Here is a 24,018-nt window from a genome sequence, read left to right on the forward strand (position 1 = left end):
CGATCTTATGCGCAATCGCGGAAGGACTCAAGAGGCTTCAAGCCTATGTGCAGCCGTATTGGTTCTAGCTGGCGCCGGGAACGAGGCGTTCCTCTCTCCCCTGCTCTGCCGCGTTCCCCAGAGTAATCTTCCGGATCATCTCCGCGTTGGCCGCCACATGCTCCTTGTTCAGCATGGTGTCATGCCCGCCGAGCCCCTGATGCTCACTGACGCACCCGGTCGTTGCGGTATGCCAGTGGGCGTACTCCCGGTCATACTCTCCCTCCACGGACACGTTAGAGCGGATCATATGAATATCGGCCCGCACCTCTCCGCTGTTCTCCAGCATGAAGAAGTAGGTCAGGAACCCCTTCAAGCGATCTTTATCCTTCTCTCTGAATTGAAAGTCCTGGAACACCGGATGTGTCATATAGTGACGGCAGAGCAGCTCCAGATCCTCCTCGGACGGGGGGCCCGCATCCTTCTTGCGGTAGCAGTCCAGCAGGATTAGGTCGGATACCCGGTGTCCCGCCGCCTCCATCGCCTTGACCGCTTCGAAAGCAAGATGACCGCCTGAAGAATAGCCGAGCAGGACATAGGGCCCTTCGGGCTGGGCTCCGGTAATCAGCTCCACATAATGCTCCATATGATGCGGGTGGTCGATATAGTCGATGGAATACACCGAAATCTCCTGCAGCTGCCCGCCAAGCTCATGGTAGATCATCCCGAGTCCGCCCATCGGGGTGAAGCAGAAGAGCGGCCTGCGGCCCTTCTTGTTCATCAGCATGATCGCCTTGGGCTCAGTCTTGTATCTGCCCATCAGGTAGGAGGCCATCCCCCGGGGCGACGGCGATTCCATCATCACCGAGAGAGGAAGCTCCACGTCAAACTCCTGGTGGACCCGGGAGACGAGCATCATCGCCTTCAGGGAGCTGCCCCCCGCTTCGAAGAAATCATCGCTCACCCCGATCCGGCGCTCCAGCAGCTCCTGGCAGAGCGCGGCCAGACGGTGCTCCCATTGGTTCTGGGCAGCCGTGTCCTTCCGCTCCGCGAGCAGCCCTTCCGGCTGCGGCAGCGCATGACGGTCGATCTTGCCGTTAGCGGATAAGGGCATCGAATCCAGCCTGATGAAACGGACGGGAATCATGTACCCCGGCAGCCGTGCGGAGCAGTGGTTCCGAAGCTCCTCTTCGGCTTCCGAAGCGTCCGGCGCTGTGTAGTAAGCGCACAGCACCTTTTCTTCCCCGGATGCCTCATACGCGGTGACAGCTGCGTCATGGACATGACGATGGGCCCGCAGCACCTCTTCGATCTCGCCGAGTTCAATACGGTAACCCCGCACCTTGACCTGATCGTCCGTCCTTCCCGTATACTCCAGTCTGCCGTCCGGCAGCCACCGGGCGCTGTCTCCCGAGCGGTACATCCGCTCGCCCGGATAGAACGGGTCATCGGCAAAGGCCTCCGCCGTCAGCTCCGGACGGTTCAGGTACCCTCTTGCCAGCCCTTCCCCGGCAATCCATAAGTGCCCTCTCACGCCGACCGGCAGCAGTCGAAGCTGTTCATCCAGAATGTACACCCGGGCGCCGGGAATAGGCCGGCCGATGGAGAGCTTGCCGCCGGGCCAAATATCCCGCTCGCACGTCGTAATGATGCTGTTCTCCGTGGGGCCGTACTCATCGGCGATCTCGATGCCGGGGAACACCTCCCTGCTGCGCTCCACAAGCCGAAGCGGGAGCTTCTCCCCTCCCAGGGTGACAACCCGCACGGAAGCCGCATCTTCCTCCCGGAGACATTCCAGGAGGACCGCATACAAGCTGGGGACGCATTCGATATGAGTCACCCTATGCTCCCCGATCCATCTTCGCAGGGCGAGCGGGTCCTTCGCCTCCCCGTCCGGCACCAGCACTACCGCCGAGCCTGACAGCAGGGGCGGCATTAGGCAGGATAGAAAGGCATCGAAGGCGAACGAGTAAACCTGCAATACCCGGTCCTCCGGCTTGAAGCCGAATTCCCGCCGACGCCACATCATCGTGTTCACGGCGCTGCGGTGCTCGATCATCACGCCTTTGGGGCGGCCGGTCGTGCCGGAGGTATAGATCACATAAGCCAGATCGCCCATGCGGTGGCAGGCCGGAAGCGCCTCCCCGTCTGCGCCGGGCTCTACGGCTTCTTCTTCCAGGCTCATGGTTGCGCCATCCCAGCCGATATCCGCTACCCCGCGGCCGGTCAGCAGCAGTCTGGCCCCGCTGTCGTCCAGCATGTACCGCTGTCTCTCTACCGGATAATCCGGGTCGATAGCGACAAATGCTCCGCCGGCCTTCCATACCGCAAGCATCCCGACGACCAGGCCCGAGGACCGCTTTGCGCACAGACCCACAATCTCGGCGGGCTTCACCCCTGTACGGCGCAGCCGGAAGGCCAACCGATCCGACCGCTGCTGCAGCTCGCGGTAGGTTACGGCCCCGCCATCGCAGAGCAGCGCCGGACGGTCCGGTGTACGGCCCGCCTGTTCATCGAAGAGGGCATCCAGCGGCTTGCCTTCATGGGGCGCCGGCTCCTGGAAGAAGGCCTTGAGCAGGCGCTCCTCGTCTCGCGGAGTCAAAATGCCGATACGCTCGACGGGTTCGTGATCCTGCACGGCCGCCGCATCCAGCGCGTGCAGCAGCTGCTCCTGCAGCTGCTCGATGAACCAGTCCTCGTACAGCCCGGGATGGTAGCTGAACTTGACCTGCCCTTCCTCGGGATAAATATGGACGGTAAGATGATAATTGATTTCCTCCGTATGAATATCCGAGATCGCGAAGCCCAGCTTCCGCTTCGATTCCTCCTGGTCGAGGGCTTGACGGTCGATGGGGAAATTCTCGAACACGAGAAAATGGTCGATTCTCGCATGCTTCAGATCCGTTTCCTGCTCGATGTCGCGAAACGACACATAATCATGGTTCATCGCCTCCAGGGCGCGCTGCTGAACCTGCCTCAGGCATTCGGCCAGAGACATACCGGGGGTCAGGCGGATCCGTACCGGAATCGTGTTGATGAGCAGCCCAACCATCTGCTCGATGCCCTCGATCGGAGCCGTCCGCCCGGAGACGATCGAACCGAACACGATATCATCGCTTCGGCAATACCTGCGCATCACGAGCGCCCAGACGGTTTGAAACACGCAGTTCACGGTGACCTGATGTCTGCGGGCAAGGAGCTCCAGACGGCGCGCGCGCTCTGCGCCCATCTCGAACAGCACTTCCTTGACAGTCGATGCCCCCGAGGCTCTCAAAACTCCCTGCGAGGAGGAGGGCAGCGCTTCTGCGGCCCGGTACCCGTCGAAATACGATCTCCAGTAGGCTAGCGAGGCCTCCTTAGGCCGCTCGCCAAGCCAGTCCAGATAGCTCCGGTAAGGGACTTCATCCTTGACCGGCAGCTCCTTCCCCTGTCGCAGCAGACGGTATCCCTCCAGCAGTTCGCGGAACACGTTGGAGAAGGACCAGCCGTCCATCACGATATGGTGGTGGTTGACAATGAAACGGTAAGTGGTCTCGCCCATCCGGAAAACGGTAATCCGCACAAGCAGGTCCCTCGCCAGGTCAAAATCCCGGTCCTTGTTCGCCTGCTTCCACTCCGACAGGTGCCTCTTCTGTGCCTCGGGCTCCAGCCCCCTCAGGTCCTCATAGCGGATGCGGAACTGACGCTGATGGAGCACCACCTGCACGGGGCGGGCCCTGTTCTGCTGGACAAAGACGGACCGAAGGATGTCGTAGCGCCGGATGAGCCCGTTCATGCTCGTCTCTAGGAGCGGAACATCCAGCTCCCCTTCCAGGCTCATCTCGATTTGCACAAAGTAAAGTCTGGATTCCTTATCCGCCAGCGAGGTATAGAACATCCCTTCCTGGGTCGGAGTCAGCGGATCGATCCGCTTGATCTTATCTCTCGGTTTCATGGCAGCCTCCCTGTTCTCTGCGACAGCGGCCCGGCGGCGGCCGGCAGCCGCTTTATGGCATCCTTACTCAATGGATTCGACAAGATCATAGAGCTCGTCCAGCTCTTCGAGGGACATGGAGGCGTACCCCAGATCGCTGGGCGTCCCTTCGCTGTGCGACTGTCCCGCGCAGTGTCGGATCACCGCCAGCAGGTTGGTCCTCAGAAGCTCCAGCAGCGAGGCTATCGTGTCCTCCTTGTGAATTCGCCGATTGTAATCCAGGAGCAGATGCAGGCTGCCGTCCCGCACAAAGCCCGTGATCAGCAGCAAGGCCGTACGGTCCGTATCGGGCGATGTGAGGTCTCCGGCCGGATAGAAGGAAGAACCGAAGTGCTTCCGCTGCAGGTCCCGGTCGATCTGGCCGAGGTAATTGAAGCTGATCTGGGGCTGAAGCCGGCACTGCAGCCCTTCCAGAAGCTCCTCGGGCGTCAAATATTTCAGGACGCCGTAGCCCATGCCTCCCTTTGGCACCTGACGGAGCTGCTCTTTGACGGACTTGATGGTATATGGAAGATCATGGGAGCGGCTCACGTCGAGAACAAGAGGGTACTGCGAGGTAAACCAGCCCACGGTGCGGTTCACATTGACTCCTTTGACCAGCGGCTCTCTGCCATGCCCCTCCATGCCCAGCGTAATCCGCTCGGCTGCCGTCCATTCCTTGAGCGTAAGCCCGACGGCGGTCAGCAGAATGTCATTGATTTCCGTTTTGTAGGCATGGTGGACCTTCTTCAGCAGCTCTTGGGTTTCCTGTTCGGTCAGCTTCACGCTGAGGGAACACTCGTCCCGAGTCAAGTTCGAGGCTCTCGTGTAATCGGTAGGAATACGCAGGGCCTGAGCCTCCTCCACCGACCGCCAGAACGGAATCTGCCGCAGCAGTTCACTGCTCCTCGCATACTCGTGCAGCTCCCTGGCCCAGCGCTGGAACGAGTCGGTTTTGGCCGGAAGCTGAATGTCCTCGTTCCTGATCGCCTGCCCGTAGACGGTATCAAAGTCCTCAAGGATGATCCGCCAGGATACCCAGTCCATGACCAGATGATGGGCGATGAACAGAAGGTGATCCCCATCCGCCGCTCTGAATAGCGCCGCCTTCCATAGGGAGCCGCTGTCCAGCCGAATGCTCGCGTGGAGACGGTTCGCATGCTCCAGCAGCTCCTCCTCCGCCCGTTCGGTTCCCCGGAGCTGAATGACATGAAGCTCAGGCTCCGTATCCTCCACCGGCCGGCACCATAACCTTGGCGCTCCTCCATCCTGCTTGGACACGACCGTACTGCGCAGGATATCATGATGCTCGGTTAATTTCCGCATGGCCTGCCTCACTGCCTCTTCATCGAAGCCGGCGCTGCTGTGGATCGTCAATGCTTGGTTCCAGTGCCCCGGATGAGTGACTTGCTCCTCGAAAAACCAGCTCGTGATCGGCGTCGCTGCGATCTCTCCGGTAACGGAAGTTTGCTCGGCGTAGGAGGTGACCGGCTGGACATGGGCGATCAGCTCCTTCAAGACCGGATGGATGAAGAGCTGCTTCATATCGAGCTCCCATCCCATCTTGTACAGACGGGAGGCGATGCCGATGGCCATGATCGAATCGCCACCCAGGTCGAAGAAGTTGTCGTTCAAGCCGACATCCTCCGCCCCGAGCACATCCTCCCAGACGGCGGCGAGCAGCTTCTCGAGCTCGCTTTCGGGCGGGGCATAGGCCCTCTGCCCCCTGCCCTGGGCAGGCTCCGGCAGCTGCTTGATATCCAGCTTGCCGCTGGTAGTCAGCGGAAAGCGCTCCAGCCTGATATAGTGGGCCGGAAGCATATAGGAAGGAAGCTTGCCCATCAAGTGAGTGCGCAGCCCTTCGCTGTCGATCTCCTCCCCTGCGGTATAGTAAGCGCACAGGCCTTGAGAGCCGGAAGCACGGCGGAAAGGGGCCACGACCGCTTTATCGACGAGCGGATGCTGCTGCAGCATCCATTCGACCTCCCCTTTTTCAATACGGATCCCGTTCACTTTCAGCTGATCGTCCCGGCGTCCGAGGTAGGCGATGGTGCCGTCCGGCAGCCACTTGGCATAATCCCCGGTACGGTATAGGCGTCCTTCACCCAGCGGGTTTGCCACGAAACGGTTCGAGGTATCCTCCGGAAGCCCCAGATACCCGCGGGCCAACTGGACGCCCCCGACGTACAGCTCGCCTCGGACGCCGATAGGTACGGGCTGCATCTGGCCGTCAAGAATGTACATCTGCGTCTCGGCAAGGGGCCTGCCGATGCTGTGCAGCTTGTCCCCGGGCGCGAACTCGTGGGCTGTCACAAACACCGCGGTTTCCGTCGGTCCGTACAGATTGATCAATCGTCTCCCGCCGCTCAGCCAACCGCCGATCTCAAAGGAGATCGCTTCGCCTCCCGTGAACACGGTCTTCAGGGAAGCCGGCAGCTCCTGCGGGTCTAACGTGGACAGAACCGGCGGCGTCAGCAGGACAGTCGTCACCTGATGCCGATGGAGCAGCTCTCTCAGCGCTTCTCCTCCCGCGCGTGCTTCCGGCGAGACGAGACACAGCGCCGCTCCCGTCGAAAGCGGACAGAACATCTCGAAGACCGACGCATCGAACGTGAGCGAAGCGAACTGAAGCATCACGGCGTCCTGTGCGTTCTTCAGGCCGGAGAGCTCCATACCCGCCGCGATGGCGCTGCAGATGCTCCGGTGCTCGATGGCCACGCCCTTGGGGGTACCCGTCGAGCCCGACGTGTACAGCACGTAGGCGAGTGTGCTGCCGTCTGCGGCGGAAGGCGGATTGTCCTCGCATTCCCGGCTAACCGAAGACCAAGCAGCATCCAACTCCAGGATGAAGCTGAACCCGGGCTGCGTGAGCCGGGCTGTATCGTCCGTCACCGCGAAGCGCAGGCCGGCGTCCTTGACTAGCGCCGTGATCCGCTCCTGCGGAAACGACGGGTCCATCGCCACGTAAGCGCCGCCTGCTTTGAGTATCCCGAGGACGGCTCCGATCATCTGCGGAGACCGGTCCACCAGCAGACCGACCAAGGTATCGGGGCCTACTCCATACCGTCTTAGGGCATGGGCCACCTGGTTGGCACGCCGGTTCAGCTCTCCATAAGTCAGCGAGACTTCCCCGTCGATGACGGCTGCGCGATCGGGATGCAGCTCCGCCTGAGCCTCGAACCAGTGGTGCAGGCAGGCTGCCGATACCGGTTCCCCTGCTGTCCTCTGCCCGCTTCCCGCGAGCTGTTCCAGCTCCTCCTTCCCGAGCATGGCCAGCTCACCCAGCGGCCGCTCGGGGTTCTCCGAGATACTCCTCAGCAGACGGTCCCAATGCTCCGCCATGCGCTCGAAGGTCTCTCTGTGGAACAGATCCGGCGAGTATTCGAGAAAGCCTTCCAGCCCGCTCTCCGACTCGGACAGCCCGATCGTCACGTCATACTTGGCCGTCTCCCCGTCGATCATCTCCGTACTGACCTCGAGTCCGGGCAGCGTAAACTTCTCTTCCGGCACATCCACATAGACGAAAACCGCCTGCACCAGAGGGTTGCGGCTGGGATCTGCCGGAATGCGAAGCTCATCGAGGAGCAGTCCGATCGGCATATCCCCGTGCTTGTAGACGTCCCGTGCCGTCTCCCTGACGCGGCGCAGCAGCTCCAGGAAGCTCATCCGCCCGTCCATCCGGCTGCGGATCGTGCCCATCGTCAGAAAGTAGCCCATGACCCGCTCCAGCTCGACCCTGGACCGGTTGGCCAGCGGCGTCCCGACGAGAATGTCGTCCTGTCCCGTGTAACGGTAGAGAAGCGTCTGGAAGGCGGCCATCATGATCATGAACGGCGTTGCGTTCTCGCGCTGGGCGATCAGCTTCAGCCGGTTCAATATCTCTAGCGGCGTGTGCAAAAACACCCGGGCGCCCCGGTAAGTCATGGCCGGCGGACGCGGAAAGTCCGTCTCGATGTCCAGGATGTATTCGCAGTCCTTCAGCTGCTCCATCCAGAAGCCGAGCAGCTTGTCCCTGTTCTCTCCCTGCAGGTAGGCGCGCTGCCATTCGGCGTAATCGGCGTACTGGACCGGCAGCTCAGGCAGCTCGGCGGAGCTGCCCTCTAACGCCGCCTTATAGTGGGCCATCAATTCTTCGAAGAAAATGCTGAACGTAATCCGGTCGATCACGATGTGGTGGATCGTAAGCGCCAGCATGGCTTCCGTATCCGAAATCGTAAAGAGCTTGAAGCGGATGAGCGGCCCCTTCTCCAGATCGAAGAGCTTCTGCACTTCCTCCCGCAGCCCCTCCTGTGCCCTTCTCTCCCGCTCCTCCTCAGGGAAGCCGCGGAGATCCTCCACGGGTACGGTAACCTGCAGCTCAGGCAGCACACGCTGAAGCGGGTCTACCCGGTCGAAGACCGTCCGCCAAGCTTCATGCCGCTTGACAATCTCATTGATCCCCTGCTCCAGCGCCCACAAGTGGAGGGTCCCCTTCAGACGCGCGGCTCCGTATACATTGTAAGTAAAGGACTCGGGATGCATCCGGTTGAAGAACCACAACCGTTCCTGATCGAACGACAGGGGGCTTGGCCGGCTGTGGTTTCTTCTTGGAATCGCTGGCTGCAGGTCCGGCAGCTTCGACCCGTCGAGCCGGTTCTCCTTCAGCTTTCGTTCGAATATGGCGCGGTGCTCCGGCGACAGATCCTTGATCCGATCTTGAATCGATTTCATCCTACTCCATCTTCTCCTTTACAGAAAATTTCCGGTTCAGCTCGGACAAGAGCTGCAGGCTCTCCCGGACCGATGCCGGATCCACCCCAAAGTCGATCAGGCAAGCCATTTCGTTCACGCCGATATCCCTTAGCGTTTCGACCAGCTTCTCGCACTTGTCCCTCGTGCCGAGCAGCGCGCTCTCCTCGTAGTACAGCTCGAAGGCCCGCGATACGATAACGTCCAGATCCGCTTCCGACAAAGAGGCATAGTCGTCCAGTATGTTCCTCTGCTGGCTGATGAAGGTTTTGAGGTAGGCCTTCAGAGGCGCCTCCACCTTCGCCTTGATCGCCTTGTCGCTCTCGCCCAGGCAGGTGTGCAGCATCAGCGCCACCTTCTTCGATGCCGGATCGTAGCCTGAATCGAGCAGCGTCTGGCGGTACATCGCGATCTTCTCCTCGAGCTCGGCGAACTTGCTGCCGGTTATCCCGGTCAGGATGTGGGCGCCGATCCGACCCGCTTCCCGGTACGTATCCGGATTGCCGTTGGTGGCGATCCACAGATCGAGCGGAGCGCGGATCGGCTTCGGAAGCGTCCGGACAGCATGCACCGTCCCCGCTGCATCGGTATACTCGACGGCTTCTCCGTCCCACAGCCGGCGGACCTCCCCGATCGCACGGAACATTTCACGCTTGCGCTGCGCGTAATATTCGGGGGTTTGCACCGGCGCAAGCAGGAAATCCGCCGGATGCCATCCCGTCGCGAAGGCGACGGATACCCGGCCGCCGGATAGGTTGTCGACGACGGACCATTCCTCCGTGAACCGGATGGGATGGTGGAGCGGCAGGACCGCGCTGCCGGCCCGAATCTCCACCCTCTCGGTAAGCACCGCCAAGGCGGCGCTTAACACGGACGGGTTCGGATATAACCCTCCGAAGTCCTCGAAGTGCCGCTCCGGCGTCCAGACCGCCGCAAACCCGTGCTCGTCGGCAAAGGCCGCACAGTCGAGCAGCAGCCGATACTTCTCCCGCTCATCGGTCGATCCGTCGCCGGAGAAGAAAAACAGGCTGAAATCCATCGTTTCCTCTCTCCGGCTCTTCTTCGGCACGAACGCCGACTCCGGCGCCGGGGGGCTCACTTTCGCATCGCGGGGAGACTGCCTTTCTTCCAGCGGTATGGTATCCAGCCCCTGTTCCTTGAAGCGCCTTGCGAGCAGCTCGCGCTGCCCGGGCGACAATGCGGCCCATCTCTCCTGCAGGCTGCCTGCCATACTCATGTTCCCCCTCCCTTAGTCTTAAGCTTAGTCCTACGCGTTCTCCAAGGCCTGCATTAATTCTTCCTGTGACATCGACTCAACTTCCCTTAGCAGACGCTCGATCTCATCCAGCTCCTCCCGGTCCGCCTGCGTCGATTCAATCGCTTCGGCAAGCGAGGCAATGGTAGGCGCTTGGAACAGAATATCCATGGGAATGGCGCTATGGAACGTCTGGCGGAGACGGGCGACGAGCTGGATCGAATGCAGGGAGTTGCCCCCCAGCTCGAAGAAATTGTGATGAATCCCAATGTCCGGGGTCCCGAACATAGCCTCCCACATCGAGGCGAGCGTGCGCTCCGTCTCGTTACGGGGGGCGGTCCGCTCCGCAGGGCCGACCAGGGACGGACTAAGCGTCTCCTCTGGAGCTGCCGATTCCGTCTTATGCAGCGATGCCCAGGCATTCCGGGCCTCCTCGAATGGCTGCGTCGATACGACCGCTTGGGGCAGTCCGGAGGCAGCCAGCCATTCGATGGCTAGCAGACCTTCGTCGGCAGAAAGACCGTAAGCCGCCTGCAAACCTTCCAGCTTCTCGCGGATTCGCTGAGGAATACCCGACATCCGCTCGAGCCAAATATCCTCCTGCCACATGCTCCAGCTGATAGACACAGCGGGCAGGCCCGCAGCGGACTGGGCTCTCGCCCATGCATCCAGGAAAGATCCGGTCGCGCACAAGTCCAGCTGGCCGACTCCGCCGGTAACCGTGATCGTCCGGGAGAAGAGCGCCATCCATCCGGCTCGTCCGCGGAGTAGCGAAGCAAGCACCGTCAAGCCCAGTATGTGGGGGGCCAGCATCTCCCCGAGCTGCGCCGTATTCCTCCACTGGATCAAGCCCGAGCTATAAGGCTCGGAAGCGATCACTACGCCGTCTATTCGTCCAAAACGCTCTTCCGCCTGGAGCAGACAACGGTCCGCTGCCAGCTCATCTGTAAGATCAAGAGCCGCATACAGTACCTCCGAGCCCCCCTCCTCCACAGCTAGGATACGGCGGATCGCGTCCTTGATCTTGGTTTCTACGGAGTCACTTCGAAGGCACAGCTCCCATTCGTCCCGCGCGGGAAAAGACGGGTCGCCGATCAACACGTAAGATGCCCTCACCCTCCGGCTGACCGCCTCGCAGACCGACAGTCCCATTCCGTCCGATGCTCCGGTGATCAGGTAGACCCCTCCATCACGGAATACGGAGCCGGAAGCGCCGCTTGCAGCCAGCTTGACCTGCTCATAGGCTTGAATATAGCGGAATGGCCCCCTGTACGCGGTCAAGAAGTCCGGCGAGTCGGAATCGATCTCGCCGATCAGCAGCTGCAGGAATCGCTGGCCCCAGATGCGTTCCTCCCGCTGGAGATCAGGGTACCCGGCGTCCTGCACGTCAATCACCCGGGTGCGGAGATGCCCGTATTCCTGCGGAATCACCCGCATAGCGCCCAGCAACGCCGCCCTCTCCGGGCAGGTTACCGGCTCATGGGCTACCTGAAGAAGCTGCCGCGTCACCGCGATAAGCTCCACCTGATGCGGGGAAGCCTGCATCCCGAGCGCCTGTGCGAGTGAGATCAAGCTGAACAATCCGGTGCGCTGGGCGGCCTCATAGCGCTCCTGCAGGGTCAGCCCTCTCTGCTCAGGGAGAATATCCGCGTTCCACAGGTGTATGATCTTGTCCGGCAGCTTGCCGTATACAGAACGAATGCGGCTCAGAAGTTCTTCATACGCCTGCGCTTCGCCTGACTGGAGCCGGAAGCGGTCTGCCTCGTCATGGCTGCCCGCAGGATCGGTTTCATCGTGCACCAGGACGACCGTACAGCCCTTGCGGAGCAGCTCCGTCCGCATGGCTTCGGCGAAGCCGCCCTGATCGGCGAAGAGCAGATACAAAGGCAATGGCGCCCCTGCTTCCGCCGATGTCTCCACAGCTCTGCCCGCAGGAAGCGGCGCCATCTTCCAGACCGGCGCGTAGAACCATTCTTCCGCCGGTCTTCGGCCGGTTTCCCCGGTCCTTGCGATGGCCGCAGTGCCCTCGGACGCCCTGTTCATCGGCAGGTAGTACGTCTGCCGCTCGAACGGATAGGTAGGCAGAGTCACCCGGCGGCCGGGCCGCTCAGCGTATATGGCAGCCGGATCCGATGCGCCCGCGCACCATAGAGCGCCAACCGCCTGAAGCAGACTCTCGTAAGAGGATTCGCTCGATGCGGCAGAAGGCAGCGTGGAATAAACCCCCGCATGACGCTCCGGAGAGGTACCCAAGATCTGTTTGACCATGGTGGCCAAAGTCTGTCCGGGACCGACTTCGAGATAAATGGCTGCATCCAGGCCGCCGCTTACGGCTTCGATGCCCTCGGCAAAGCGTACAGTATGGCGCAGATGCCGGACCCAATACTGCGGGTCCATCGCCTCCTCCGGCGTGATCCAGGTTCCCGTGACATTGGAGATGTAGGGCAGCCGGGGAGCTTCCAGACGGAGGCCGCTCATCACTCCCGCGAATGCTTCCAGACAGCCCTCCATCATATGCGAATGAAACGCATGCGAGGTTTGCAGCCGCTTGAAGGCGATCCCTTCGGCAGCCAAATAAGCTTCGAAGCTGGAGATCTCCTCCAGCATCCCTGCAGCTACGCAGGAATCCGGCACATTGACTGCCGCTATGGAGAGCAGCACGCCCGCAGAAGCGGCAGCGGAACTAAGCTGCCCCTCGGGTAGCTGAATGGCGGTCATCGCCCCCTTCTCCAGCTGCTGCATCAGCATAGCCCGGCAGCATACCGCCTTCATGGCATCCTCCAGCCGCATAACCCCAGCGAGGCAGGCGGCGGTGAATTCCCCGATGCTGTGGCCGATCATCGCCTTCGGGCGGATGCTCCAGGCCTCAAGCTGCTTCGCCAGCGCATATTCCAGGCTGAACAGAGCTGGCTGGGCATGCTTCGTCTGGCGCAGCTCCTCTCCGGCCTGCCTCTCTGTCCCTGCTTGGGGGAATAACAGCTCCCGGAAATCCGTACCGGTATGCTGCAGGGCCAGCCCTGCGCAGCGGTCAAGGTACTCTCGGTACACCGGAGCATGGCGGTACAAAGCTTCACCCATACCCGGGTGCTGGGCCCCCTGGCCGGAGAACAGGAAGATCACCCCGGGGGACGTCTTCGCGCCATCCCCTGCCTGCTTCCCGTTGCCGGCTGAGGACAAGCTCCCCTGCAGCGCGTATAGAAGCTCCTCCCGACGGGACGCCGTTATGGCGAGACGCTGAGCGAAGGCCTCGCGGCCGGCTGCGAGCGTATACGCGATGTCCGGAAGTCCGGCCTCCGGTCCGCGCTCCAGGCAGGCGGCCAGCTCTTGTATTCTTCGGTGCAGGGCAGTCTCCGACCGCGCCGAGAGCACGAATAAGTACGGCTCAGCCTCGGATTCTTCCTCGGCAGGTCTGCATGCAGCTGGCGCTTCTTCCAGGATGACATGGGCGTTCGTCCCCCCCATCCCGAACGAGCTGACGCCTGCGCGCAGCGGATGTTCCCCTGCCGGGGTCCAGGGTTTCAGCTCCTTGTTCACATAAAACGGGCTGCTGTCAAAATCAATCTCAGGATTCGGCTGCTTATAATGAAGAATTGGCGGCAGCATGCGGTGCTGCAGGCAGAGCACCGTCTTGATCAGTCCGGCGATGCCGGCCGCACTATCGAGGTGACCCAGGTTCGTCTTCACCGAACCCAAAGCGCAGAACTGGCGCTCGTCCGTGTAAGCGCGATAAGCATCGGTCAAAGCGGCAACCTCGATCGGATCACCGATAACAGTGCCGGTGCCGTGGGCCTCGACGTAGGTTACAGTCGCCGCATCCACCTCGGCCACCTGAAGCGCTTCCCGGATCACCTCGCTCTGGAGTCCGACGCTGGGGGCTGTGTACCCGATCTTCTGCGCCCCGTCATTGTTCACAGCCGTTCCCCGGATGACAGCAAGCACTGTATCTCCGTCGCGAAAGGCATCTTCCGCCCGCTTGAGCAGCACGGCTCCGCCGCCGCTGCCCACCACAGTCCCCCTCGCCTCCGCGTCGAAGGCGCGGCACCGGCCGTCCGGTGCGAGAATGCCTCCTTCCTGGTAGTCATACCCCTCCTGCTGATCTGCCTTCACGGATACGCCGCCCGCGAGCGCCATGTCGCATTCATGAGTGAGCAGGGCTTGGCAGGCCATATGTACGGCTACCAGCGAAGTGGAGCATGCCGTCTGGACGGCGATGCTCGGTCCTTGAAGATTCAGCTTGTAGGATACCCGGGTGGTCAGAAAGTCCGGACCGCTGCCGATCGCGCTCTGGAAGGCTCCGAGCGTCCCCGCCAGGTCCGGATGGCTTTCCACGTGCTTCAAGTAGCCCGATTGCCCGCTCCCCGCATAGACGCCGACTCTCCCCGTACAGCGCGAAGGTGGATATCCGGCCGATTCCATCGCTTCGTAAGCGCATTCGAGGAACACCCTATGCTGCGGGTCCGTCACTTCCGCCTCGCGGGGAGACATGCCGAAGAAGGCGGCGTCAAACTCGGCCGCATGCTCCAGCAAACCCGCCGCGTGGATGCGGCCCTCCTGCGGCTCCTTGAACGCGGTGATGGAATCCCGGCCGCTGACGAGGTTGTCCCAGAACTGCTCCAGATTCGCCGCCCCCGGGAATCGCCCCGCCGCCCCGATGATAGCGATGCCTTGAACCGGTACGTCCTTATTCACTTCTGTCATCATTCTTTCCCCTTTCTTCGCAGTCGTTTTTGTCTCTCCATCTCGGCTTTCCGGTTCGCGCTTTGCTCCTTGACCGCCGTATGCCTTTCGCCAGGCCCTCCCGCTTCACGGGTTACCTGGATGGGCGCAGCTCCTTTATTCCAATCAGCCAGATGATGGGCCAGGGACATCAGGGTAGGATAGCGGAACAGGTCCGGAACGGGGAGCGTAATGCCCCACTTCTGCCGGATCCGGCGGTGTACATGAAGCAGTCGGAATGAATCTCCCCCTTGGTCGAAAAAATTGTCCGTCGGCATATACGCAGCCGTCCCCAGAGCTTCCATCCAGATCTCGGCCAGAGCCGACTGGTACGCGTCATCATAGAACACGTCCCGCTCCTGCAACTGAATTTCCGCAAGCGGCATTGTTTTCAGCCGTTCCCGGTCCACTTTGCCGCTCGCGGTCAAGGGCAGCTCCTCCACCAGCCGGATCGGGTGAGGCACCATATAGCGGGGCAGCCTGTCCCCCAGCCAGCTCCGAAGAGCATCGGGGTCCGGCTTCTGCGAGCCGGCAGGGACCAGATAAGCGGCCAGAGACACACCTGCTCCGTTCTTCTGCTCGAGCAGAAGCACGCAGGCCTGAAGCACGAGGGGGTGCGCGTGCAGCACGGCTTCGATTTCTTCAAGCTCCACACGGTGTCCCCGGATTTTCACCTGTTGATCCAGCCGTCCGGCGTATTCGAAGCAGCCGTCCGGCCTATACCGGGCCCGGTCTCCCGTGCGATAGGCCCGGACCAGTTCGCTGCCGCCCATCCCGAGATCGATAAGCATGAATCGTTCGGCGGTCAGCTCCGGCCGGCGCCTGTACCCCCTCGCGAGGGCGGGTCCGCCGATATACAGCTCGCCCGTTACACCGGGCGGCACAGGCTGACGGTTCTCGTCCAGGAGGAAGAGCTGTGTGTTCCCTAACGGTCTTCCAATGTGAAGCGGCTCCCCTTCCACGTATTCCTGGTACGTCGCCCATACGGAGGCTTCCGTCGGCCCATAGCCGTTGATGAGCCTCCTTCCTTGTCCCCAAGCGGCCGCTACCTCCGCCGGGCAGGCCTCGCCTGCGCTCACCACGGTATGCAGGCCGTCCACGTACCGCTGCCAGCCGGGCTCCATCGCCATCTGGGCCAGTACGGAGGGGGTCAAGCAGGCGGTATTCACCCGACGGTCGCGGATCAGCCGCAGCAGCGGCTCTCCGGGCAGCAGCGCCTCCCTTGGCTCGATCACGAGCGTGCCCCCATGGCAGAGGATAGGGAAAATTTCGGCCACCGACGCATCGAAGCTGCTGGAAGCGAACTGCAGCATTCTTGTCTCAGCCGACAAGCGCATCAGACGACCTTGCGCCCCGATCAGATGAGCCAGACCCCGATGCTCGATCTCGACTCCCTTGGGCTTCCCGCTCGTGCCGGAGGTATAGATCACGTAAGCAAGCGATTCGGGAAGCGGCTCCGGCAGCACGGCGTCCATCCGGACATTCGGTTGGCTGTAAGCTTCCTCCAGCGTGACCATCCGGATGCCTTCCGCCAGCCCGGCCCCGCCGGAAGGAGCCAGCCTTTGCAGCGTCACCTCGTCCGAGAGCAGCAGCTCCGCACCCGAATCCCGGATCATGTAACGGATGCGTTCCTCGGGATAATCCGGGTCGATCGGCAGGTAGGCCCCTCCGGCCGTCATCACAGCGAGCATCGCGGGAATCAGCCCGGCCCCTCGGGGGAGCAGGAGCGCCACCACGTCTTCCGGCTCCAGCCCATCATCCAGGAGCCTCCGAGCCAGCTGCTCCGAGCGTTCGGCCACCTCGAGATAGGTCATCCGCTCTCCGCCGCACTCAACCGCCGGAGCGTCCGGCTTGCATCGTGCCTGCTCCCGGAACAGCCCGATAACCGTCCGCTCCGCAGAATGCTCTTCCTGTGAGGGGTTGAAGCCTGCCAGGATACGCTGCTTCTCCTCGGCGGACAAGAGAGGCAGCTCCGACAGAAGCAGCTCCGGTTCGGCTGCCGCAGCTTCGATCAGCCTAATGAAGCGTCCCCCCCAATCCGCTATGACGTCCTCCTCGAATGTGGCAAGCTTATACTCAAGAACCAATCCGTAGGTATGTCCCGCTCTGTAATCCTTGACGTGAACGACCAGTTCTTCATCGATCATGCCGCTGAACAGCGGCTCCAGCTCATAGGGAAGCTCGCCCCCCGAAGCGCTGTCCATCGCCTGAAACTCCATGCCTACCTGATAAATCTTGAGCAGCTCCGGATGCCGCTGCCGCAGCTTGGCCACAAGGTGGTTGAACGGGTATTTCTGGTGCCGCAGCATCCGGGCGTACTGTCTGGATACGGCTGCGCAGTGCTCCGCGAACGAGACATCCGGGTCCAATCCGCGCCGGACCGCCAGTGTATTCGCGAACATGCCGTAGGTGGTTTTGTCCTCCGGGTGGGTCCGGTTCGACGTGATGCTGCCGATGGTGATATCACGCTGTCCGGTCAGACGGTACAGCCAGATATAGGCCGCAGCAAGAAAGAAATGATAGGGCGTTACCGCGTTATCGCGGCAAAACCCGTCGATACGCGAACGCAAGCCGGGATCGATGACCGTCTCCCATCGGCCGCTCTGCAGGGAGACGCCGCTCCGTTCCGGGACGGAGAACAGCGGCTCCGACAGACTCGCGAACTGCTCCTCCCAGAAGCGGGCATCCTGCTCATATCTTCCCGATGCGAGATAGTCCCGCTCCCGCTCCGCCGCTCCGGCGAAGGCCGGCTTCGCAGCAAGGGGCACATATTCTCCCTGGCTCAGCTTCTGATAGATTACGGCAATCTCCCGCCCGGCATAGGTAAGAGCAGCCCCGTCAGCACCCATATGATGGGCTTTGATGTAAAGCCAGGTCTGCCCCGATGCAAGCTGCACCATGGCGAAGCGGGTCAGGACGCCGGATTCCATGTCGAAGAGCTCCTGCATGTCCCGCGCGATCCATGCCCGCGCTTCTCCAGCCGGGTCCGCTGTTTCCCGGAAATCATGGACGTCCAAGTCCGGCGCCGCCCCCTGAAGCGGAAGCTGCTGCGGGATGAAGACTTGGTCTTCTTGCCGTTGTGTCTGTGCGGGCACTGCGAGCAGGACGGATTCGTTCTCACGGATAAAGCAGTGAACCGCTTCCCGGAGGAGGCCGTCCTCTACGGGGTTCACTAATTTCAGGATGAGTCCGATGTTCATCAAGCAGGATTGGGGATGCAGCTGCTGCATGAACCATACGCGCTGCTGAGCATTCGTAAGCGAAACCATTTCCGATAGAACGGTGGTACTCATATACTCCTCCCTGATCTTTCCTTCCGCTTTCAACAATGGTCGGTTTAGGGGTCGTCGGGTCCGATAGAAGGCAGGTTGTAATGGTGAGATGTCATGCGGGGAAATTCTGAACCTATCATATCACACCCAAATAAACCCAGTATAGTAAATGTTATTAAAGGAAGGGTTTTCTAACTATATAAACAGCGCGACATCCGCAATCAAAAAAACGGCAATAGCACGGATCTACTCCGCACTCCTGCCGTTCTCGTGTTTCACTTATCCTTCATAAGCCTGTTTCAGCTTGGCAATGTCGATCTTATCCATCTGAAGCATAGCCTGCATGACCCTTCCCGACTTCTCAGGGTCCTTATCCTGCAGCAGCTCGCCTAAAGTCCTCGGGATAATTTGCCACGAAACTCCGTACTTGTCCGACAGCCAACCGCATCTTTGCTTCTCTCCCCCTGCGGACAGCTTCTCCCACAGCTCGTCTACTTCCTGCTGCGTCTCACAGTTGACAAATAAGGAGATGGCCGGAGAGAAAGTAAAATGCGGACCTCCGTTCAAGGCCATAAATTCCTGACCCTCGAGCTGAAAGGTTCCGGACACGACGGCTCCATGAGGACCTCGGTTAACACTCTTGATCTTGGAATCGTTAAATACGGAGACGTAAAAATTCATGGCTTCTTCGGCTTGGTCATTGAACCATAGGAAGGGGCTGATTTTTTGCATGCCTATTCGCTCCTTTTCATCTTGAGGGTACCTCAGTTGAGCAAATCATATCATACAAACTCAGCCTTCGTTTCTTCCGAATTGCGGTTACGATTCATCCACGAGTCCTAAATAAACAAGCTCAGGAGAAGCACGACCCCAAGACCAATCAGTGAATTCACTAACAGAAGGAGCCCCCATGTTTTAAACGTATCTTTGATACTCAAGTTAAAGTATTCTTTGAACAGCCAAAAAGATGCGTCATTTAGATGGGTTATAGTGTTGCTGCCTGCCGCTGTGGCCAGTACCATTAAGGTCGGATTCACGTCGAAGGTCGTAATAAGCGGCCCTACGATGCCGGCTGCCGTGACGGCCGACACGACACCTGTTCCTGTTGCGATTCGGATCATGGCCGTAATAAACCAAGCCATGATGAGCGGGGATACCTTCGTATTTTGCATCAGATCGGCGATGTAGGTTCCCACCCCCGAGTCCAGGATGACCTGCTTGAACGCGCCCCCCGATGCCACAATGAAAATGATCATAGAGATTCCCTTAATCGCTTCGGAGAACGAATCCATAACCTCGGGCATGCTGCGGCCTGCGCGAATCCCGAATACAAAGATCGCAATCAAAACAGCGATAAGCATACTGATCTCCGCGCTGCCGAAGAAGGTAATGACCTGCTCCGCCTCGGTTCCTGCCGGGATGAAGAACTTGAGAATGGTCGAGCTCATAATGATGAGGGCCGGAAGTAACGGGATTAGCATACTTACCGTAAATCCGGGCATTTCACTATCTTTAAATTCCTTGGGCTTCTCCATTAACGGCGGCACCGGGTGATCAAGGTTACGGAGCAGCTTCGGCAGAATGATTCCAGCACCTATGATCGATGGGATCAGAACGACAATCCCTAGGAGGTACACCATCCCCATATCAGCGCCGTATGCTTCGACAAGCGCAGTCGGGCCGGGCTGCGGCGGGAACAGACTATGCGCCATGGTCGCTGCCGCTACCATCGTTATCCCCAGTCGCATATACGGGATCTTCGCTTCTATCGCGATACTAATGACAAGAGGAGCCAGTATAATAAAAGCTACTTCGTAGAAAACGGAAATACCAAAGATCGTCCCGACGATCAAAAGGGCCCATTGAACATTTTTCACTCCGAATTTGTTCAATAATGTGGTTGCTATTCGCTGTGCCGCCCCGGAGTCCACCATTAATTTGCCAAGTATCGCTCCCAAGCCGATTATAAGCGCTAAGCTCCCCAGTGTCCCGCCAACCCCCGACTTGATGGAGCCGAGGAGATCCGGCAAAGCTAACCCGCTCGCAACCCCTACAAAAATAGAAACAAGTAAGAGTGAGATGAAACTATTAAGCTTCAATTTCATGGTCAGAAATAAAAGCAAGCCTACTCCTACGGCTACCCAGATGATCGGTAAAGCATTTACGATCCCGTTCATACTCGCGTCATCCCCTTTAATACCGTATTATGCCAATAATTCTCTACGTTATTCAGCTGCATCTCTGACGGATGGAGCCGCGGATAGGGTCTGACACGGATCACAAAAAAATCGTCCTGTCCCTTGTAAGGAACAAAACGATTCTTTGACTAAAGTTACGGCTATTCGGGGCTATTTGGGGCGATCTTGGTCCACTGTAATGACCACATTCCCTTTCTTGTGCCCCTTCTCGACATATCGGTGGGCTTCAGGGACATGCTCCAGCGGATAACGTCTATCGATGACCGATCTGAGCTGACCGGATTCAAAAAGCGCTTTAAGGAGCTCCAAATCCTCGCTGCGCTCCTTGGCTATCCCTTGTCCGTCGACGGTCACGTATTGTCCGTTCGGGACTAACGCTTTCTTGCCATGCGATTTCGTACTTTTCCCCACCGCATCAAAAACGATATCGTAAAGCTCTCCGCTTGCTGCAAAGTCCTCTTTTGTGTAATCGATCACCTTGTCGGCTCCCAGGGATTTCACCAATTCCACATTCGAGGTGCTGCAGACACCGGTCACTTCAGCCCCAAAGTACTTGGCAAGCTGGACCGCAGAGGAGCCTACCGCACCGGAAGCCCCATAGATAAGCACCTTCTGTCCTTGGCGAATCTTTCCTTTCCTTAGAAAGTACAAGGCCGAGGTTCCCCCAAATGGAATAGCTGCGGCTTCCTCATAGGTCGCATTGGCCGGTTTGATGCCGACCACTCCGTCTTCACGCATGCAGGCGTACTCGGCATAAGCGCCGAAGCCCATTCCCGTTAAGGCATACACCTGATCGCCTTTGTTGAATCGCTTCACCTTAGCCCCGGTTCCTACCACTTCACCTGCGAGCTCCACTCCAAGAACAGGCTTTCTTGGCTTGGTGAAGCCCAGGACAATGCGCATCGGCAGCCAGAATAAGAGAGGACTATTGAAGCTTCGAACTCGTACATCCCCGGCCGATACGGTTGTCGCATGAACCTTGACCAAAATTTCATGATCTTTGGGGGTTGGCTGCTCTACCTTTGCCAGTCGAAGAACATCGGGCGGCCCATATGCTGTGCAGACGATCGCTTTCATGAGTTTCCTCCAAACGTCAATTTGCACTTAGTATATCTGCAGCACCGCACAGACATCTAGCTACTTAAGTAGGGTTCCAAGCCTGTATGCCGCAGGCCGGGAGGATACGGCTTATAACAGACCCAGTTCACGGGCGCGCGCCACGGCTTCAGTTCGGCGCGAAACCTGCAGCTTCTCGAAGATTAGGCCGTTATGTCCTTTGACCGTACTGAGCGCGAGGAATAGCCGCTCGCTAATCTCGCGATTGGAAAGACCCTGAGCAATCAGGCGAAGAACCTCCAGCTCCCTGATGCTAAGCGGCTCGATAAGAGCCTTGGAAGGCTGAGGCCGTAGCAGGTTCGGTTGGGCTACCCGCATCTCGGCTTCGCATACAGCCAGAAGCTTCCCCACATACTCCGGCATGATCCCACAGGCTGCGGCCTCACCAAGCAGGCTGTACATCAAGAGGCCCTCGTCGACAAATAGCCGAATAAAGCCGCCAGGCTCGGCCCTGGCTAGAGCGTCTGCCAGCAGCTGTACCGCTTCCGACGTTTCCCCGTTCGCATGCCGGGCGACCGCCCGTAGAACCAATTCACCGAGCTGATCAGCCTTGAGATCCTCGGCTTCGGCCTCCGCCTGCCTCGGCAAGGACTCCAGCAGTGCCAGTGCCCCGGGCGCATTTCCTTGCGCCAGATACACTCGAGCCTGACTAAGCGGAAGCTCATGCTTCTGTGCGAGCTTGGCGGCTGCATCCAGATTGTCCTGGCGAAGCAGCGTGAGGACGCGAGCCTCGGCAATAGGGGGCAGTTGGTTCACATAATGGTGCTGCCGAGCCACATGATCTGCTTCAGCTAGCCTAGCGGCTGCAGCGCTCACTTCGCCTTCCGACAGCTTCAGCCTGGCAAGAAGCACCTCGCCGGCAACGACCCTGTCCGTTGGCTCTATCTGCTTCGCCAGTTCGACGCTCCGTCGTCCATGCTGCCTGGCAGAGTCCAGATCATTCCATTCATAATAGATCTGGGCTAATCCTAAGTGCGCCTCGCAGGCGATCGGCAGCTGCGGATCGCCTGCCAGCCTCAGCACATCGAGATAGGTGTCGGCAGCCAGTTGAAGCTGGTTTTCAGCTTTCTGAATATGAGCGAGGCCCAAGGAAGCCATGATCGTAATGATGGTATGCCCGATCTTCCGGCTGATCGCCAGCGCTTCCGTATAAGCCTTGCCTGCCGCGGCATAATCCCCTTGGAGCTGACGCGCATAGCCGAGCGTCCAGGCCGCGGCTGTGCGGACCGGCAGATTATCCGGGTGCAGCAAGTCCAGAGCGCGGGTCGACTCGGCGATAATCGCTTCGGTCTGATGCCGGCTGACAGCCAGCATGGCGCGTATCGAGGCCACATGGCCGAGTAAATCCCGCGTCCTCTCTTCGTGCTCCGTACCTTGCAGCGACTTGTCGACCGCTTGCAGCTTAGGCTCCACCTCCCCGAGCCGACCTGTCATCAGCAAGCCCGAAGCATACATGACCCCTAACATCGGTCTTGCATCCAACTCGTGGCTTGGCATCGAATCCAGCCAGTTCAGCACGGGGGTCACCGCCCCGCGAAAAATCAAGGGCATTCCTTTCCCCTCAACCAGTCTGGCCGCGCGATCCAGATCCCGGGCAGCCGCCGCATGGTAGAAGGCTTCACGATCCAGGCCATGGCTTTCATACCATTCGCTGGCCCGAATATGCAGGAGATCCACAGTCCTATGCTCATCCTCAAGGGCCGAGGCGGCGATTCGTTGCAGCCGATGCCGCAGCAAATCAGCAAAAAGATGATGATAGCGGTACCAGCGCCTCTCATGGTCCAAGGGGACTATAAACAGATTGGCCTGCTCCAGATAGTCCAAGGTGTCCTGCCCGGAAACAAAGGGACGCTCCTCATCTTCTCCGCCAAGAACGGCGTCACAAAGAGAACCGCATAGCCGGTCAAGAATGGATGTTCGCAGCAAGTAGGTCTGGATGCTTGCCGGCTGCTGCTTCAGCACCTCTTCGACCAGATAGTCCAGCACGAAGCGGTGGCTGCCGGTGAAGGATTGGATGAAGCTGTCCGGATCGAGATGTCTCTGCAAAGAAAGCGCGGCTAATTGCAAGCCGGCAATCCAGCCCTCCGTACGCGCTTCAAGCAGCAGGATGTTTTCCGATGAAAGCGAAAGTCCCATTACCCGTCCAAGAAATTCAGCCGTTTCGGCGGAGGAGAACCGCAGGTCCGAGGCTCGGACTTCACACAATTGGTTTCTGACACGCAATCGTGCCAATGGAAGACGAGGCTCTTCGCGGGTGGCGATAACCAGATGCATCTGCGGCGGCATCCACTCAAGCAGCAAGGCGATGGCTTGGTCTATCGCCTCGGATTTAATCAGGTGATGATCGTCGAGAACGAGAACGAAAGGGTCCGGGATAGCCGTGATTTCATGAAGCAGAGCCGTTAGCAACGCTTCGAGAGGCGGCGGCTGAGGAGACTGGAGCATCCCTGCCGCGCCTTTCCCGGTATTCGGCGCGACCGTCTGCAAAGCCGTGAAGAGATAGGTCAGAAAGGTGGCAGGGTCGTTATCCCCTTCATCCAGAGACAGCCAGGCAGCTGGTCGCGAGCAACCGGCGAGCCATTCGCTGACGAGCGTCGTTTTGCCATAGCCTGGGGGTGCGGAGACCAGGGTCAGCTTACACTGCTGCATCCCCTCGTTCAACCGCTCGACTAGGCGAGAGCGGTAGACAACGTTCGGCCGTGGCGGGGGAATACATAGTTTCGTGGATATCATGGTATAGACATCATTCCCCCCGTTCTATGCCGTCCATGCGACGGCAGGATGCGAATATGAATAGGTTCG

At 59.7% G+C, this 24,018-nt stretch carries 9 protein-coding genes; all 9 read right to left on the reverse strand.

Annotated elements, in window-relative coordinates:
- Nucleotides 1-64: 64 nt before the first annotated feature.
- Nucleotides 65-3,913 (reverse strand): non-ribosomal peptide synthetase, encoded by a 3,849-nt coding sequence (locus GSF01_RS02690; RefSeq protein WP_159881480.1) that lies wholly within the window; start codon nt 3,911-3,913, stop codon nt 65-67.
- A gap of 63 nt (nt 3,914-3,976) precedes the next feature.
- The gene (locus GSF01_RS02695) at nt 3,977-8,641 is read right to left on the reverse strand and encodes a non-ribosomal peptide synthetase (RefSeq protein ID WP_159881481.1); all 4,665 of its coding nucleotides are present in this window, start codon (nt 8,639-8,641) and stop codon (nt 3,977-3,979) included.
- Nucleotide 8,642: 1 nt separating this feature from the next.
- Complete coding sequence (locus tag GSF01_RS02700) at nt 8,643-9,890, reverse strand: MupA/Atu3671 family FMN-dependent luciferase-like monooxygenase (protein WP_159881625.1); 1,248 nt, start codon at nt 9,888-9,890, stop codon at nt 8,643-8,645.
- Between the two features lie 36 nt (nt 9,891-9,926).
- On the reverse strand, nt 9,927-14,612 hold the full coding sequence (locus GSF01_RS02705) for a type I polyketide synthase (protein ID WP_159881482.1): 4,686 nt from the start codon (nt 14,610-14,612) through the stop codon (nt 9,927-9,929).
- The gene (locus GSF01_RS02710) at nt 14,612-17,923 is read right to left on the reverse strand and encodes a non-ribosomal peptide synthetase (RefSeq protein ID WP_159881483.1); all 3,312 of its coding nucleotides are present in this window, start codon (nt 17,921-17,923) and stop codon (nt 14,612-14,614) included. Before GSF01_RS02710 ends, GSF01_RS02705 begins: the two co-directional genes overlap by 1 nt.
- A gap of 258 nt (nt 17,924-18,181) precedes the next feature.
- Complete coding sequence (locus tag GSF01_RS02715) at nt 18,182-18,634, reverse strand: VOC family protein (RefSeq protein WP_159881484.1); 453 nt, start codon at nt 18,632-18,634, stop codon at nt 18,182-18,184.
- A 107-nt stretch (nt 18,635-18,741) separates the two neighbouring features.
- Nucleotides 18,742-20,079, reverse strand: coding sequence for a gluconate:H+ symporter (locus GSF01_RS02720; protein ID WP_159881485.1), 1,338 nt, complete (start codon nt 20,077-20,079; stop codon nt 18,742-18,744).
- 171 nt (nt 20,080-20,250) lie between these two features.
- A complete protein-coding gene (locus GSF01_RS02725; protein WP_159881486.1) occupies nt 20,251-21,177 on the reverse strand; it encodes an NAD(P)-dependent alcohol dehydrogenase in 927 nt (308 codons plus the stop codon).
- Between the two features lie 111 nt (nt 21,178-21,288).
- Nucleotides 21,289-23,949, reverse strand: coding sequence for a LuxR C-terminal-related transcriptional regulator (locus GSF01_RS02730; RefSeq protein ID WP_159881487.1), 2,661 nt, complete (start codon nt 23,947-23,949; stop codon nt 21,289-21,291).
- Nucleotides 23,950-24,018 lie beyond the last annotated feature (69 nt).

This window comes from Paenibacillus puerhi, from assembly GCF_009846885.1.
In the GTDB taxonomy this organism is placed as follows: domain Bacteria; phylum Bacillota; class Bacilli; order Paenibacillales; family NBRC-103111; genus Paenibacillus_G; species Paenibacillus_G puerhi.